The sequence below is a fragment of the Marinobacter sp. S0848L genome (assembly GCF_023016065.1).
Lineage (GTDB): Bacteria > Pseudomonadota > Gammaproteobacteria > Pseudomonadales > Oleiphilaceae > Marinobacter.
The window spans coordinates 143,012-158,190 of sequence record NZ_JALKAQ010000005.1 but is presented as its reverse complement, the minus strand read 5'-3'; the positions used below and the strand labels follow the sequence as shown (position 1 = coordinate 158,190).

General features: G+C 53.9%; 12 protein-coding genes and 1 tRNA gene. 6 read left to right on the top strand and 7 right to left on the bottom strand.

Annotation, left to right across the window (positions count from 1 at the left end):
• Positions 1–2,058 (top strand): excinuclease ABC subunit UvrB, encoded by a 2,058-nt coding sequence (gene uvrB, locus MWU64_RS08595; RefSeq protein WP_247063509.1) that lies wholly within the window; start codon positions 1–3, stop codon positions 2,056–2,058.
• On the opposite strand, the gene rimI is transcribed toward uvrB, so the two are convergent.
• Positions 2,059–3,174, bottom strand: a complete 1,116-nt coding sequence (gene rimI / locus MWU64_RS08590; protein WP_247063507.1) for a ribosomal protein S18-alanine N-acetyltransferase — start codon at positions 3,172–3,174, stop codon at positions 2,059–2,061.
• A 199-nt stretch (positions 3,175–3,373) separates the two neighbouring features.
• Here rimI and MWU64_RS08585 point away from each other — a divergent pair, with 199 nt between their 5' ends.
• Entirely contained in the window at positions 3,374–4,873 is a 1,500-nt protein-coding gene (locus MWU64_RS08585) for a RimK family protein (RefSeq protein ID WP_247063505.1), read from the top strand.
• 14 nt (positions 4,874–4,887) lie between these two features.
• Here MWU64_RS08585 and MWU64_RS08580 read toward each other — a convergent pair whose 3' ends face one another.
• A complete protein-coding gene (locus tag MWU64_RS08580) occupies positions 4,888–6,048 on the bottom strand; it encodes a cation diffusion facilitator family transporter (protein WP_247063503.1) in 1,161 nt (386 codons plus the stop codon).
• A 403-nt stretch (positions 6,049–6,451) separates the two neighbouring features.
• Between MWU64_RS08580 and MWU64_RS08575 the strand changes: the two genes are divergently transcribed.
• The gene (locus tag MWU64_RS08575; RefSeq protein ID WP_247063500.1) at positions 6,452–7,477 is read left to right on the top strand and encodes a quinone-dependent dihydroorotate dehydrogenase; all 1,026 of its coding nucleotides are present in this window, start codon (positions 6,452–6,454) and stop codon (positions 7,475–7,477) included.
• 174 nt (positions 7,478–7,651) lie between these two features.
• On the opposite strand, the gene rmf is transcribed toward MWU64_RS08575, so the two are convergent.
• The gene (rmf, locus tag MWU64_RS08570) at positions 7,652–7,864 is read right to left on the bottom strand and encodes a ribosome modulation factor (protein WP_247063498.1); all 213 of its coding nucleotides are present in this window, start codon (positions 7,862–7,864) and stop codon (positions 7,652–7,654) included.
• Positions 7,865–8,182: 318 nt separating this feature from the next.
• Between rmf and rlmKL the strand changes: the two genes are divergently transcribed.
• Complete coding sequence (rlmKL, locus tag MWU64_RS08565; protein ID WP_247063497.1) at positions 8,183–10,357, top strand: bifunctional 23S rRNA (guanine(2069)-N(7))-methyltransferase RlmK/23S rRNA (guanine(2445)-N(2))-methyltransferase RlmL; 2,175 nt, start codon at positions 8,183–8,185, stop codon at positions 10,355–10,357.
• A 190-nt stretch (positions 10,358–10,547) separates the two neighbouring features.
• Here the strand turns inward: rlmKL and MWU64_RS08560 are convergent, their stop codons facing one another.
• Together MWU64_RS08560 and MWU64_RS08555 are read right to left on the bottom strand one after the other, a co-directional pair.
• Positions 10,548–11,150, bottom strand: coding sequence for an outer membrane beta-barrel protein (locus MWU64_RS08560; RefSeq protein ID WP_247063492.1), 603 nt, complete (start codon positions 11,148–11,150; stop codon positions 10,548–10,550).
• 100 nt (positions 11,151–11,250) lie between these two features.
• Positions 11,251–11,742: a hypothetical protein gene (locus MWU64_RS08555; RefSeq protein WP_247063487.1), complete on the bottom strand. Its 492-nt coding sequence runs from the start codon at positions 11,740–11,742 to the stop codon at positions 11,251–11,253.
• A gap of 120 nt (positions 11,743–11,862) precedes the next feature.
• Here MWU64_RS08555 and MWU64_RS08550 point away from each other — a divergent pair, with 120 nt between their 5' ends.
• Entirely contained in the window at positions 11,863–13,146 is a 1,284-nt protein-coding gene (locus tag MWU64_RS08550) for a M18 family aminopeptidase (RefSeq protein ID WP_247063485.1), read from the top strand.
• A gap of 53 nt (positions 13,147–13,199) precedes the next feature.
• Here the strand turns inward: MWU64_RS08550 and MWU64_RS08545 are convergent.
• Positions 13,200–13,275: transfer RNA gene (locus MWU64_RS08545), tRNA-Asn, on the bottom strand.
• Between the two features lie 130 nt (positions 13,276–13,405).
• Here MWU64_RS08545 and MWU64_RS08540 point away from each other — a divergent pair.
• A complete protein-coding gene (locus MWU64_RS08540) occupies positions 13,406–14,314 on the top strand; it encodes an alpha/beta fold hydrolase (RefSeq protein ID WP_348645553.1) in 909 nt (302 codons plus the stop codon).
• Between the two features lie 186 nt (positions 14,315–14,500).
• Here the strand turns inward: MWU64_RS08540 and MWU64_RS08535 are convergent, their stop codons facing one another.
• A complete protein-coding gene (locus tag MWU64_RS08535) occupies positions 14,501–15,130 on the bottom strand; it encodes an arylesterase (protein WP_247063483.1) in 630 nt (209 codons plus the stop codon).
• Positions 15,131–15,179: the final 49 nt, after the last annotated feature.

Genomic DNA, 15,179 nt, shown 5'->3' with positions numbered 1-15,179 from the left:
ATGGCTAGTCAATCAACTCGTGCTCCCAAAGAGGGTGTTTTTCGTGTCGATTCTCCCTATAAGCCAGCCGGGGATCAGCCCACGGCGATTGCCGGGCTGGTAGACGGCATTCACTCAGGTCTGGCCCATCAGACCCTGCTGGGTGTTACGGGCTCCGGTAAAACCTTCACCATCGCGAACGTGATTCAGGAAGTGCAACGGCCAACCATTGTGATGGCCCACAACAAAACTCTGGCGGCGCAGCTGTACGGTGAGTTTAAAGAATTTTTCCCTGACAACGCGGTGGAGTACTTCGTTTCCTACTACGACTACTACCAGCCAGAAGCCTACGTACCGTCTTCCGATACGTTTATCGAGAAAGATGCGTCTATTAACGAGCACATTGAACAGATGCGCTTGTCGGCGACCAAGGCGCTGTTGGAGCGACCGGATGCGATCATCGTCGCTTCGGTATCGTCGATTTACGGTTTGGGTGACCCTGAGTCTTACATGAAGATGATGCTGCATCTGGATCGAGGTGACCCGGTTGATCAGCGCGCCATACTGCGCCGATTGGCCGAGCTGCAGTACACCCGGAACGACGTGGAATTCCATCGCGCCAATTACCGGGTTCGGGGGGACGTGATTGATGTGTTCCCGGCCGAATCCGAACGTGAGGCCATTCGCATTGAGCTGTTTGACGATGAAGTTGAGCAACTCAGTTATTTTGATCCACTGACCGGCGAAGTTCTGCGTAGGGTGCCGCGAGTCACCATTTATCCTAAGTCTCACTATGTCACTCCGCGCCAAAAAGTGTTGGATGCGGTCGAAAATATCAAAGTGGAACTGGATGAACGGCTGAAACAGTTGCGGGATAACCATCGCTTGGTAGAAGCTCAACGGCTGGAAGAACGCACACGTTACGACATCGAGATGATGTTGGAGCTGGGTTACTGCAACGGCATTGAAAACTACTCACGCTATCTGTCTGGTCGAGATCCGGGCGCGCCGCCACCCACCTTGTTCGATTATCTGCCGCCGAATGCTTTGCTGGTGGTGGACGAATCCCACGTGACGATTTCGCAAATCGGGGCGATGTACAAGGGCGACCGTTCGCGTAAAGAAACACTTGTTGAATATGGCTTCCGCCTGCCGTCGGCACTGGACAACCGCCCCATGCGCTTTGAAGAGTGGGAGCGGATTGCGCCTCAGATGATTTTCGTGTCGGCGACCCCCGGTAATTATGAAGCTGAACACGCCGGGCAGGTGGTGGAGCAGGTGGTTCGTCCGACCGGGTTGCTGGATCCGGAAATAGAGGTTCGTCCTGCGTCTACCCAAGTAGACGATCTGCTCTCCGAGATTCACGCCCGGGTTGAGGTTAAAGAGCGTGTTCTTGTGACCACGTTAACCAAACGTATGGCGGAGGACTTAACCGACTTCCTGATGGAGCACGATATTCGAGTGCGCTATCTGCATTCGGACATTGATACGGTGGAACGGGTCGAAATTATCCGGGATCTGCGCCGGGGCGAGTTCGATGTGCTGGTGGGCATCAACCTGTTGCGAGAAGGGCTGGATATGCCAGAAGTTTCTCTGGTGGCTATTCTGGATGCCGACAAGGAGGGCTTCTTGCGTAGCGAGCGTTCGCTGATTCAGACCATTGGGCGCGCTGCTCGTAACGTGAACGGCAAAGCCATTCTGTATGGCGACAGGATTACCGGTTCCATGCAGCGAGCGCTGGACGAAACAGAGCGTCGCCGGGCGAAACAGCAGGCCCATAACGAAGAGCATGGCATTACACCGACCGGTCTAAATAAAAAAATTGCCGATATCATGGAAGGGGCTCCCGGCGGCGGGCGTGGTCGCCGCAAAGCTGATCGGCCCGGCCAGAAGGCTGCGGAAGAGGCGGAAGACTACCTCGTGGCGGCCGGCAAACGGTCACCGCAAGAGCTTCTTAAAGAAGTGGCGGGTCTTGAAGATGAAATGTACAAAGCCGCCGCTGATCTGGATTTTGAAGCAGCGGCCCGTTTGCGAGACCGGATATCGGAATTGAAGGAGGCAGCCATCCGCAATGGCTGATTATGCTCTTGGTGGGCCGACAATCACCGCTGCTTGCAGCGGCTGGTTGCGGCCGTAACTCGAGATCTTGCTAAACACCCGTTTGTCGATCGGTAAATATTGCTTGTCGGCCACGGTTTCACCTTCCTCTATGTCGATCTCGGGGTCGTGCAGATACACGAAATCCTCATCGATGGCGCACACCGTCACCCAGTGAGGTGCCCGGCTGCGGTTCAGTTGCCAGGTGCTGATGAGAATAACCGCTATCTCGCCTCTAAGCAGGGCCTCTTCCATCGCATCCAGTGTTAATGGGTCGTGGTGTATCTGGATGCCGGTTTGCCCTATGTCGTGCAGAAACCCCTCATGCACCAGTTCCAATACCCGCTTTTTATCGTCGTTACGGACGGTGTCTTTGAACAGAGCGCCCTCTTGGCTAATCCAGGCGCTGGCCTGAAAGCCGCGGTTCCAGGCTGAAAGTGCGAGGCCGTGGGGGCCGCAGCCTCCATGGCCCGCAAGCATGAAAATGGTGGTGGCTTCGCGCCATATTTTCAGCTCTTCAAGGGTGGTTAACGGCTGACGCTCATCCAGCGCCGACAGCGCCATCATCAGAGCCGATGGACCGCAGGTAAATTCGGTCGTCTGCGGGTAATAAGGTACCGGTAGAAACTCCCGGGCGGGTTCGTAGTAGAGAATACGTCGCTCAAATCGCAGCGCGGTACCGTGGTCTTCATAGTAATCGCGGTAGGTGCCGAACTGTCGGTAACCCAGGCGTCGATAGAGATTGATGGCGCCGACGTTATCTTCCCGTACCTCAAGGCGCATAACAATGCGGTCGGCATCGGACGCTTCTTGCTCTGCCGCTTTGATCAGTTGTTCTCCGACACCTTTTCCACGGGCATTCGGGGAAACCGCAATGGAATAGATTCTGGCGAGACGGGTCGCGGCATTCATCAGAACCAGGCAGTAACCCACCAGATCGGAACCCAGTTCCGCAACGATCAGTCGGTCTCGGGGCACTTCCAGAAAACGCCGGAAGCTCCGCCGGGAAATGCGGTCTTCGACAAAGCACAGGTTTTCGAGTTCGACGAGGTTTTTAAGGTCGCCGGCGACGGCTTGTCGTAGCAGTACATCATGCATGGTGATTGAGCCCCGGGGCGCAGAAAAGACGGGGAGGCCATAAGGGCTCCCTCTGCAGCTATTATGGTAGAGGCAAGGGCCTTTCGATAGCGCGGAGGGATGCGTAAAAGCACTCATCAATGGATGATTGTGGGGGACCCTGCAGCGGCGTATTGTTGCGCTAATTATCCGGCTGAACCTTCAGGGAGGAATGCCCGCTATGTCCCGTTTGTTGATTGTTGTGGATCGTGAGAAAGATTGGGCGCCTTATTACCCAAGCGAAGATGTACTCACCTTTGACCAGTACCTCCAGTTTACGGCCCCTACTAACAGTCGGGTGCGGGTAATAAACCTCTGCCAGAGTGCCCGGTATCTGAGCCGGGGCTATTACTGCTCCTTGTTAGCAGAAGCCCGTGGCCATCACGTTGTGCCTTCTGTAATGACCCTGAATGACCTCGGTCGAAAAGGTCTGTTTTCCCTGGAACTCGAGGAGTTGGACGCCAGTGTTATCCAGTGGCTGGAAAACGCAGCCCAGGAGATCGATCCCGCTACAGACGAGCGGGCTGCTACCCATGAAGTTCGGATTCGGACGTATTTTGGGCAAGCTGAACATGCAGACCTTAAACCCGTTGCTCGTGCGCTGTTTGAGCGTTTTCCTTGCCCCATTCTCGAAGTGGTTTTCCGGCACAGAAAACAGTGGCAAATCGAATCCATGAAGCCTGCTTGCCCCGCGGATCTCAATGAGCATGAGCAAGATCTGTTTGCAGCGGCTTTGGATCGATTTAGCAGCATGGTATGGCGCAAACCGAAAACCCGTCGCCGCTATCGTTTTGATCTTGCCATGTTGGTAAATCCCGATGAGGAAATGCCGCCGAGTGATGAAGCTGCTCTTAAAAGGTTCGAGCGTGCAGGTCGTAAGCTGGGTATTAATGTCGAGCGAGTTACTCGCCGGGATTACATGCGGCTGCCGGAATTCGATGGTTTGTTTATTCGGGAGACCACAGCGATTGATCATCATACCTATCGCTTCGCGCGAAAGGCGGAGGCGGAGGGTTTGGTCGTGATCGATGATCCGGTCTCTATTCTGCGCGGCACCAATAAGGTGTTCCTCGCGGACTTGCTGAAAAACAACAAAGTACCAACACCCAAGACGCTGATTCTTTCCAAAGGCCAGGCGGATGCGGTCGAGCAGGTGGTGAATGAATTGGGCTTCCCGGTGGTCATAAAAATTCCCGATGGCGCATTTTCGCGGGGTGTCGCCAAAGCCAAGGATGAAGCGGAGTTAAAAGCGGGTTTAAAAGAGTTGTTCAGGCAGTCAGCGTTGGTGTTGGCTCAGGAGTATTTCTACACCGACTACGACTGGCGTATAGGCGTATTGGGTGGCCGCGCGATTTATGCCTGCAAGTACATGATGGTGAAAGGCCATTGGCAAATCTATCAACATGGCGGTGCAGCGGTCGAAAGTGGCGATTTCGAAACGATGCCAACCTATGAGGTGCCTAAAAATGTGATTCAAGCGGCTCTGAATTCGACCCGCCTGATCGGGAACGGACTTTATGGCGTCGATATCAAACAGGCAGGAAACCGTGTTGCAGTCATTGAGGTAAACGATAACCCGAGTATCGACTCGGGCGTTGAGGACAAGTTTCTTGGCGGTGAGCTCTACACCTTGGTTATGCAGGAGTTCCTTTCCCGCATGGAAGAAAATCGTCGACGGTAGCTGTGTATTTCGGATCAGGCAGCAACCCAGATCCGGACACTGCCCAGCCAAGGAGGATTGGCCAATGCTTCGCGAACGCGTTGGCTGGTAATCTCCGGAGCCGGGTAGTCCTCGTCCAGAAAAATCTCGAGATGCACGCGTTTTTCGAGATAGTGGAGGCCCAGCCGGCTTTGAGGCGGCAGTTCGCCCAGCGATTCTGCAATCTCGGTATGGATTTCCTCCCGAGACGGTAGCCCGGGCTCGTTCAGTGCTGGAGTATCCTCGTCGTTTTCAGCATCGATATGAAAAGTGATGTCCTGGATGTTATCGAGCGCTTCGCGCATACCTGCGACCACCTTCAGGCCGATCTGGTGACCTTCTGAAACACTGATCTCGGGCCGCACCACAAGATCAACGTCCAAAAGAATATCCTGACCCATTCGACGGCTGCGCAGTTCATGCACGTTTCGAACGCCCGGTGTTGATAGGGCGATGGCGCGTAGCTTCTCGGTGTCTTCCTGAGACAAGCCGGTGTCGATCAGTTCTTTTACACTGTCCCAGGTAAACTTCCAGCCGGTGTGGACGATGATGATGGCAACGGCCACAGCCGCAGCCGTGTCGAGCCAGACCACGCCCAGCATTGCACCGGCTGTTGAAAGCAATACCACGACTGATGATATGGCATCCGTGCGGCTGTGCCAGGCATTGGCGACAATAAGGTCTGATCGGATCTTGATGCCGACTCGGCGGGTGTAGCGAAATATCCATTCTTTACTCAAAACCGATATGGCCGCTGCAATCAGTACCGGCCAAGCAGGAATCACCAGCTCCTCACCTTCAAACAGGCGCAGAATATTCTCCCACGCTAAGGCTGCACCGACAGCGATGAGGATACTTCCTAACAAAAGGGTTCCCAGAGTCTCAATTCGTTGATGACCATAAGGGTGATCGTCATCCGGACCTTTTCGGGACAGGCGCATAACAGCGAGCACAACCCAGTCGGAGACGACATCGGTAAACGAATGGATGCCGTCAACAACCAGAGCGTGAGAGTGGAACAGTGTGCCGGCGACGACTTTAAGCAGGCCGAGAATGGCATCAAGTAGCATGCCAATGATGGTGACTTTGGAGGCTGCGTGTTTCTCGGCGTCTAGGTCGCGCTCGGGGTTCGCGGGGCTTCTAAATAGGTTTTCCATTCTGGCAGGCTCCATTGTATTGCTGTGGCGCCAGTATAGCCTCAAAAAATCAAAAAAGGGCTTGCAAAATCCAGAATGACCTTCCGTTTTATGCACATTGTGAAATGTTAATCGCTAGCTACCATTACGTTACGCTTTTCGTCAATTCTTATTTCAATCTTTATAAGTTATTGAAAGTTAAGGGTTAAAATGCTGCTCAAAAAATGATCAATCTGTAGGCTGGCGCCGTTATCAAGGCTTGGAAACGTTTGCCCCGCGCTTATTAACAGAGTTATCCACAGATTCCGTGGAAAAGCCCCGGAAGCCTCGACAGTATGCGGCTTTTGGCGACATTTGATGGTTCAGGAAGATGGTGTGGAAAACTTACGGTATACTCCCGCCACCTCTTGCAAGGAGTTTTCTGATGTACCCCGTTCTAAGAAATTTGTTGTTTCGGTTACCGCCAGAGCAGGCTCACAATGTCGCTTTGAAGAGCCTCGATGTGGCTCAAAAAACAGGCATGCTTAACCTGTTTACGCGTCATCCCGATCCTTGCCCGGTAACGGTTATGGGTCTGGAATTTCCAAACCCGGTGGGACTCGCGGCCGGTTTGGATAAAAATGCAGACCACCTGGACGCGTTAGGTGCTTTGGGGTTCGGGTTTATTGAAGTGGGTACGGTCACGCCACTGGCCCAGCCCGGTAACCCTAAGCCGCGCATGTTCCGTTTACCTGAGCATGAAGCGATCATTAACCGGATGGGTTTCAATAACGAAGGGCTTGAACACCTAATCGGTAATGTCGAAAACCGCCGCTATAAAGGCATTCTTGGCATTAACGTCGGAAAAAACAAAGATACGCCGAATGAGGAATCAGAATCCGATTATCGCAAGGGGATTGCGGCGGTTTATCGCTACGCTGATTACATCACCGTGAATGTTTCGTCGCCCAATACGCCGGGCCTACGGGATCTACAGTTTGGTGATTCATTAAAGCAGTTATTGCACGCGATTAAAGACGAACAAACGCGTTGTCATCAATCGCAAGGGCGTTACGTGCCGATAGTGGTGAAGATTGCGCCGGATATGGATGATGACGGTGTTCGGTTTGTAGCTGCTGCGCTTCTTGAGGCCGGGCTGGATGGCGTGATTGCAACGAATACGACGATCAGTCGGGAGGCCGTTAAGGGGCATCAGCACGAGCAGGAGGCTGGTGGTTTGAGTGGGGCACCCGTGCGGGAGTCGTCAGTCAGAGTGATCGCAGGGCTGTATGCGGAACTGGGGGACCGTATTCCTATCATCGGAGTGGGTGGAATCACAGATGCCGAAAGTGCGGCTGAGAAGATCCGGGCGGGCGCTAAACTGGTGCAAATCTACACCGGGTTTATCTACAAAGGTCCGAAGCTGATTGGTGATGCGGTAGAGGCTGTTCGCAAAGCGCGGCCGGCGTAAAATGGTAGGGCCCGCTTAGCGGGCCCTTTGCGGGGAATGAACCCCGTGGCGCTTCTTCGCATGGTACGGGGCGGGTGGCCCCGTTTCGGTTGCTCGGAATACTGCGTCAAATTGTCTTGATCAAACAATGTAAAAAAAACAGATCTAGCTTACTGAGATTGGCCAACACCGCTATTATGTTGCAGTTACGTTGGCTAATTTGTGGATGCCGGAGACGCCGGTCATGCCCTCCCAGTTATCTGTGCGGCCTTCTCGCCACCCGTTCAACCATTCCTGGCGCGTTTCTGGTTGATCTAATGGGCAGCTGTCTTTGGATTTTCCGGACACGCCAGCGAGGTAACCCCGCTTGAATGCACGAGCGTAAACGTCTCTTTTCTGTCTTTTCATGCCGTTCCTCACTATGGATTAACAGAACAAGCGTGTACACATCTGCAGTGACCATGGCGATGGGGCCCATCCGGGACAACCCACTATTGCCAGCTTCGGTCAGAGCAGTCAGGATCCTGTTAATGGAAGCGTTAATTGTTGCTTCCAGAGCGACGCGTCAAGTACAAGGTAAGACGAACCTTGCAGAGAAGTACACTAACGATTTCGTCTATATGAATGCTTTCTTATAGTTTTATGAACTAATGATGACGGGCCATTTTGGCTTTCGCTGCGAATCCAGCGGCTTACCAGCTTTATCTAGAAAACCAGGAGTTTATTTTGTCCAAGTATGTCTTTTTTGTAACCTGCCCGAAGGGCGTTGAGTATCTCCTGGGTGATGAGTTGGAGGCTTTTGGCCTCACGCTTTTACGCAACGCACCGGCGGGTGTCTGGGTTGAAGGTGAGCTGGAATCTGGATATCGGGCATGTATGTGGTCCCGGCTGGCCAACAGGGTGATTCTGCATATCGATGAAGTGGACGCTCGCAGCGCCGAAGAGCTCTACGACGGCATCGTAAAAATGGATTGGCAGGCCCATATTCCTGCAGGTGGCAGCTTCCGGGTCAATTTCCTTGGCCAGAATGAAGCACTTAGAAATACCCAGTTCGGCGCCCAGAAAGTAAAGGACGGAATTGTCGATAGCATTCGTGGCGCGGGTGCACCGAGGCCGGCGGTTGCCCAGAAAGATCCGGATGTGACCATTTCAGCTCGGCTCAACCGTGGCCGTTTGGCGGTTGGCATTGATCTCAGTGGCCACAGCCTTCATATGCGGGGCTATCGCACAGAGCAGGGCTTAGCCCCCTTAAAAGAGAATCTTGCCGCGGCCGTACTGTTGCGGGCAGGCTGGCCCGAGATCGCCGAGGCAGGCGGGGATTTTGTTGATCCCATGTGCGGTTCCGGCACGCTGCTGATTGAAGCCGCTTTGATGGCGCTGGATATTGCGCCGGGCCGTCGCCAGGAGCGCTTCGGGTTCGAAAAGTGGCCCGGTCACCAGCCCGAGCTATGGCTGGGCATTCGCCAAGAGGCAGAACGCCGTGCACACGAAGGCAAACAGCGGCGTGTGCCGGTATTCGCCGGGTTTGATGAAGATGGCCGGGTATTGGATACAGCCCAGAGAAACGTTCAACGGGCGGGGCTTGAAGGTATTGTAACGGTCGAGCAGCGTTCGCTGAGCGACTTTACGCGCCAGGACGGCTGGGCGGAGACGGGTCTGATTTTGACTAACCCGCCCTACGGTGAGCGGTTAAGTGAGCGCAATGTGCTTGCTGCGCTTTACCAGAGCTTGGGCGAAGTGTCGCTGCGTGAGCTGGCCGGATGGCGTTTGGGTGTGTTCACCGGCGCGCCTGAATTCGGTAAGTCTGTGGGGCTCAGAAGCTTCAAACAATACAAGCTTTTCAATGGCAAATTGCCGGCGCAATTGCTGTTATTTGAAGTGAGTGCAGAAAACGCAAGAACCCCGCGAGATCCCGCTGCCGCTGGCCAAGTGGTCCCGCGTATCGTCAATGCGGAGCGGGCCGAGATGCTTCGGAACCGCTTGAAGAAGAACTTGAAGTCCATCGGACAATGGGCCAGAAAGCAAAATATTGGCTGCTACCGCCTCTATGATGCGGATATGCCTGAGTACGCACTGGCGATTGATATCTATGAGGGCCGGGTGCACGTTCAGGAATACTTGGCACCCAAGTCCATCGATGAAAAAGCTGCACGCGAACGGTTGGCAGAAGCCCTGGCCGTTATCCCTGATGTGCTGGAAATCGACCCCAAGGACATGGTCTGCAAACAGCGCCAGCGTCAAACCGGCACTAAGCAATATGAAAAGCAAGCGGCAACCGGAGAGTATTTCAATGTGCAAGAACACGGCTGCACGCTGAAAGTTAACTTGAAAGACTATCTCGACACGGGTTTGTTCCTCGACCACCGCCCTGTGCGTCATTGGATTCAGCAGAACGTCCAAGGTAAGCGGTTCCTGAATTTGTTCTGTTACACCGGTGCGGCAACGGTACATGCTGCGGTAGGCGGTGCCAGTCGTTCACTGAGCCTTGATATGTCCAAAACCTACGTAAACTGGGCGACGGACAACTTGTCCCTGAACGGCGCAGACCCGCGTAAGCATCTGGTTGAACAGGCTGACTGCCTGGCATGGCTGGCGGACAGGCGAACGGCCAACCAAACTTTTGATCTGATCTTCATGGACCCGCCAACGTTCTCCAACTCAGCCCGTATGGCGGGTGTGTTGGACGTGCAGCGGGATCACAGTGTGATGGTTCGCCAGTGCATGGAACGCTTGTCTACCGATGGCTTGCTGATCTTCTCTAACAATTTCCGTAAGTTTAAGCTGGACGAAGATTTGGCTGCGGAGTTCGATGTGAAGGAAGTGACTTCGAGTACCCTGGATAAGGATTTCCAGCGGAACCAGAAGATTCACCAGTGCTGGCATATTCAGCATAAGGTCTGAGTTTTGGTAGGGAAGAGGCAGGCGTGGGCCGCTGCCCTGAAACCGAGTTTGGGGCGAGCGAGGCTAGAATCCTTTTTCTGGAATTTCGAAGGCCAAGGATGGCCTGAGAGAAGCGCACATGGATGTGCTCGTAGCGGTTCCAGAAAAAGGATTCTAGCCTCGCTTGACCTGCATCGAGCCTGGCGTTCCCTCAAAATTCGTAACGAATCCCCGAAGAAAACTGAAAGGCATTCGCGCTGGTATCGGTATCTTCGAACAACTTCCCGCCCTCCAGTACCAGATACATGCTATCGATTAACTTGAAATCGATACCCGCTATCCAGCTGAAACTGAAGCTGCTGCTCGGATAGTCCTCGCCAAATTCCTGGAATTCGCGGTTGCGACGCTCGTCCGGATTATCAAGCGTGGCCTCGCCACTGATGTGAGTAAAGCCTGCTTGAGCGTAAACGTTACCAATCTCGCCGACCGGGTAGTGCAGTCCCATATACCAACTGCCGTAATAGTCGACCGCAAGGGTGAAGTCACTGTTTATGTCAGCATCTTTATAACCACCGCCCAAGCGGACTTCGGCGTGAATGAGGTCGTTCAGGTGACCACCAATCACCAAAGTGCCTGCCTGGCTCCAGGTATCTTCTTTGGAGATTTCACCGATAGAGCGGTGTTCTATGGTGGTCGCCAGCAGGCCCACGTAGTGTTTGTCTGAGCGCGGCGTCTCCTGAGCGAGAGTGGCTGCAGGTGAAAGGCACAAGGACATTGTGCTGGCGGCGAGGAAACGGGTTGCGACCTTATTCATTATTATCTGGCTTCCTGTCAGTAACGGTGCTGACGCCAGATTCTGCCTTGTGTAACGGCTTGTTACGCAGACACCTGTCACAGTTCGCCGCCTCTGGCGCTCAGCCGTGCAGATCGTCCAGTAACCCGGACTCGCGTGCGATCAGCAACAGGGCGTATACCCCGTTTTCAGGAAGCTGGGGTTCCAGCCCCTCTTCAAACATCAACTCACGCCGCCGGTCTTCCAGAGTGTCTGAATCCAAATCGGTTATCAGGTCGGCGATCGGCGCAATTTCGAAAGGTGCTTCTTGCTTCACGGCCTCAAAAATAAGGTCGGCCAGAGTCTCGTCCGGGTCTATGCCGTCAACGTAAACGGTTTGGCCCGGTAGGTCTTCGTGAAGCTCCCGAACGAGCTCGAGAATGGGCACACCTTGTTCCTCTAAGTAGAACAGGTCAATGTCGCCCAAATCCGCACCATCGGGAACCCAGGCTTCATCGGGAGCGATCACCACCGATTTCATTTGCCCGTCTTCCAATGACCAGGCGATGGCGGTCGGAAAAAGTGCGTCGTCGGTTTGGCAGTATTCGATGTCCAGAAAACGAGGTATCGACACAGGGAGCTCCAGTTGGTTCGTTGAACGACTAATACGAATAGGGAGAAACCGCCAGCCTGTAGGAGAGTTAGCGGCTTCATGCCATACTGTAGCGGCCATTATCATGCAATCAGGAAGATCATGGAACACACTGAATTTAATAATGACTTGTTGCAGTTTCTGAACGCCTCGCCCACGCCTTGGCATGCGGTGAATGTGATGAAAGAACGCCTTGATGCGTCCGGTTTCGAACAGCTGGATGAGCGCGACGAATGGGCTCTGGAACAAGGTAAAAGCTATTACGCCATCCGCAATGGCTCATCCATCATTGCGTTTCGTACCGGTAAAAAAGAAGCTGCGAACTCAGGCATCCGAATGGTAGGTGCTCACACCGACAGCCCGTGCCTGAAGGTAAAACCAAACCCCGAAGTGCGCCGTAAAGGGTATTTGCAGCTCGGTGTCGAGGTATACGGCGGAGTGCTGTTGAACCCGTGGTTTGACCGCGACCTTTCCTTGGCGGGCCGGGTAACGATCCTCGATGAAGCCGGGAAAGTTCAGGATGTATTGGTGGATTTCAGGAAACCGGTGGCCATCATACCGAGCCTGGCAATTCACCTCGACCGGGAAGCCAACAACAACCGCTCGGTTAATGCCCAAGCGGATCTGCCGCCCATACTGATGCAAACCTCAGAGACGGAAACATTCGACGATCTGCTTAAAACGCAAATTGCCGACGAATCCGGCCTGACGGCTGGCAAGATTCTGGGCTACGAGCTCAGCTTCTACGACGCTCAAAACGCATCCTTGGTCGGACTGCGCGAAGACTTCCTGGCGTCTGCGCGCCTGGACAATCTTTTGAGTTGTTACATCGGTCTGCAATCGCTTCTCGATACATCAGGAGATGAAGCCGCACTGCTGGTGTGCAACGATCACGAAGAAGTAGGCAGTGTCTCGGCAGAAGGTGCCCAAGGGCCATTCCTTGGTGATGTATTGGAGCGTTGGTGTGGGGCTGACAAGGGCAGGGCGATTGCAAGGTCCATGATGATCTCCGCGGATAACGCCCACGGGATACACCCCAACTTCATGGACAAGCACGATGAAAATCACGGGCCTATACTAAACCAAGGACCGGTGATTAAGGTAAACCACAACCAGCGTTATGCAACCAACAGCCGTTCAGCCGCGTTGTACAGGCATATCAGCGATGAACTTGGGTTGCCGCACCAGACCTTTGTAGTTCGAAGCGATATGGGGTGCGGTAGCACCATCGGCCCTTTGACGGCTGCAAGTCTGGGTGTGACCACCCTGGATATTGGTGTTCCGCAGTTTGCGATGCATTCCATTCGAGAACTGATTGGCGTGCAGGATGGCTTCACCCTGTACCAGGTTCTTAAAGAGTTCATGCAGCGGGAAGAAGTGCTTTGACCTAGAAAGAAAAAAGCCGCTGATTGAAACAATCAGCGGCTTTTAAAAAGAAGTGGCTCCCCGAGCTGGGCTCGAACCAGCGACAAACGGATTAACAGTCCGTTGCTCTACCAACTGAGCTATCGGGGAACAGCATCAATGTGCGGCGCATATTAAGGACTTTGATTTGGTTCGTCAACCCCCTGAATTAAAAGGTCAAAATTTGCACAGGCGAGTGCAGTATCCGTACCGGCCACCGGTGTGGTTACGAAACGGGCACGTGCAGTCCATCTGGCCGACCCTGTTTCGAAACGTCGAGATGCCAACGCCTCAAACCGAAGTGCTTGCCACTCCGGATAACGACGAACTGCACTTGGACTGGTACCGACAAAACAGCGACCGAATCGCCGTGATCTCACACGGCTTGGAAGGCCACAGCCGAAGACCCTACGTGCTGGGCCTGGCGAAAGCGCTCATGGCAGACGGCTGGGACGTACTGGCCTGGAACTTCCGCTCCTGCGGCGGAAACATGAACCACCAGCCTCGGTTCTACCACAGCGGTGCCACCGAAGACCTCCACACCGTTGTCACCCGAGCGCTGGATAATAGCTACAAAAACCTGTTCTTATCCGGCTTTAGCATGGGCGGCAACCTCACTTTGCTGTACCTCGGGCAGCAAAGCGAACACCTCGATAGCCGAATCAGCGGCGCCGTTGCCTACTCCGTCCCCGTTGACCTCGCCGGTAGCGCCGACATGTTGGCCTTGCCCAGCCGCCGCATCTACATGCAGAGATTCCTCAACGACCTGTACGGAAAAATGCAGGAGAAAGCCGAACGCTTCCCCGAACTGATCGATATCAGCGACTTCAAAAAAATCCGAAACTTCCATCAGTTCGACAACCGATACACGGCACCGCTGCACGGTTTCAAAGACGCAAAAGACTATTGGGCCCAATGTTCAGCGTTATACCGTTTAAAAGACATTCGAGTGCCCGTGCTGATGGTCAACGCCGCCGATGACCCGTTCTTGTCTGCCGCGTGCTACCCGGAATCGAAAAAAGTATTAGGCCGGCACGTGAAAGTTGAAGCGCCCCGGTGGGGCGGCCACGTCGGCTTTGTTGAGCATGCAAAAGATGGCTACTACTGGTCGGAAAGGCGAGTGTTGGATTTCGTTGGAAATTTTGCTTAAGGGAATTGCTGAGATGCGGTGAGAGGTACCCCTGAGAAGTCTGGGGTGAGGGCGATCCGCTCCTCTCCTGAAATGTCGTAGGCCATGGATGGCCGAAGAGAAGCGCACACGGACGTGCTTGTAGCGGTTTCAGGAGAGGAGCGGATCGCCCTCGACCTACTCGAAAGCCCGAAGGCTTGGGGCCGCTTAGTGAACCAAAGGTTCTAGCTCAGGCCAAATATTCTCCAGCAACAAAGGCTGCGCCTCCTCAGTAGGATGAATACCATCCCCCTGCATCAAACCCTCCTGATCGTAAATTCCCTTTAAGAAAAACGGAACCAACCCCACTTCATACCGGTCAGACAACGCTGGAAAGATATCCGAAAACATCTGCGTATAACGCTGACCGTAATTCGGTGGAATCTGCATGCCCACAAGAATCGGAGTAGCACCTGCATCCAGCGACAGCTCAATCATCTTGGCCAGATTCGCCTCAATCACATTCGGAGGAAATCCGCGCAGACCATCGTTACCGCCCAGCTCAATGACAACCACCTTCGGCTCATTCTGCTCAAGCAAACGAGGCAACCGGCGCAAACCTCCATCGGTCGTTTCACCGCTGATACTGGCATTCACCACCTGCCAAGATAGACCTTCGCGCTCCAGCCGGTCGCGCAGCAGAGGAACCCAGGCTGTTTCAGACGGAACACCGTAAGCGGCACTCAAACTGTCGCCAACAACCAGCAAAGTGGATTGATTTGCCAATGTGGGCCACGAAACCACAACCAAAGCGAAGAGAAAAAACGACCAAACAAACGTAAACGCCTTATGAAACATAGATTCGTGTACTCTTGAAAATTAAATCATTAAACGCCAGCGAACGGAG

Coding starts and splice junctions, on each gene's coding strand:
- MWU64_RS08580 (WP_247063503.1), bottom strand. CDS start 6,048: ATGGAAAACCTATTTAGAAGCCCCGCGAACCCCGAGCGCGACCTAGAC.
- MWU64_RS08575 (WP_247063500.1), top strand. CDS start 6,452: ATGTACCCCGTTCTAAGAAATTTGTTGTTTCGGTTACCGCCAGAGCAG.
- rimI (WP_247063507.1), bottom strand. CDS start 3,174: ATGCATGATGTACTGCTACGACAAGCCGTCGCCGGCGACCTTAAAAAC.
- rmf (WP_247063498.1), bottom strand. CDS start 7,864: ATGAAAAGACAGAAAAGAGACGTTTACGCTCGTGCATTCAAGCGGGGT.
- MWU64_RS08535 (WP_247063483.1), bottom strand. CDS start 15,130: ATGTTTCATAAGGCGTTTACGTTTGTTTGGTCGTTTTTTCTCTTCGCT.
- uvrB (WP_247063509.1), top strand. CDS start 1: ATGGCTAGTCAATCAACTCGTGCTCCCAAAGAGGGTGTTTTTCGTGTC.
- MWU64_RS08560 (WP_247063492.1), bottom strand. CDS start 11,150: ATGAATAAGGTCGCAACCCGTTTCCTCGCCGCCAGCACAATGTCCTTG.
- MWU64_RS08585 (WP_247063505.1), top strand. CDS start 3,374: ATGTCCCGTTTGTTGATTGTTGTGGATCGTGAGAAAGATTGGGCGCCT.
- MWU64_RS08550 (WP_247063485.1), top strand. CDS start 11,863: ATGGAACACACTGAATTTAATAATGACTTGTTGCAGTTTCTGAACGCC.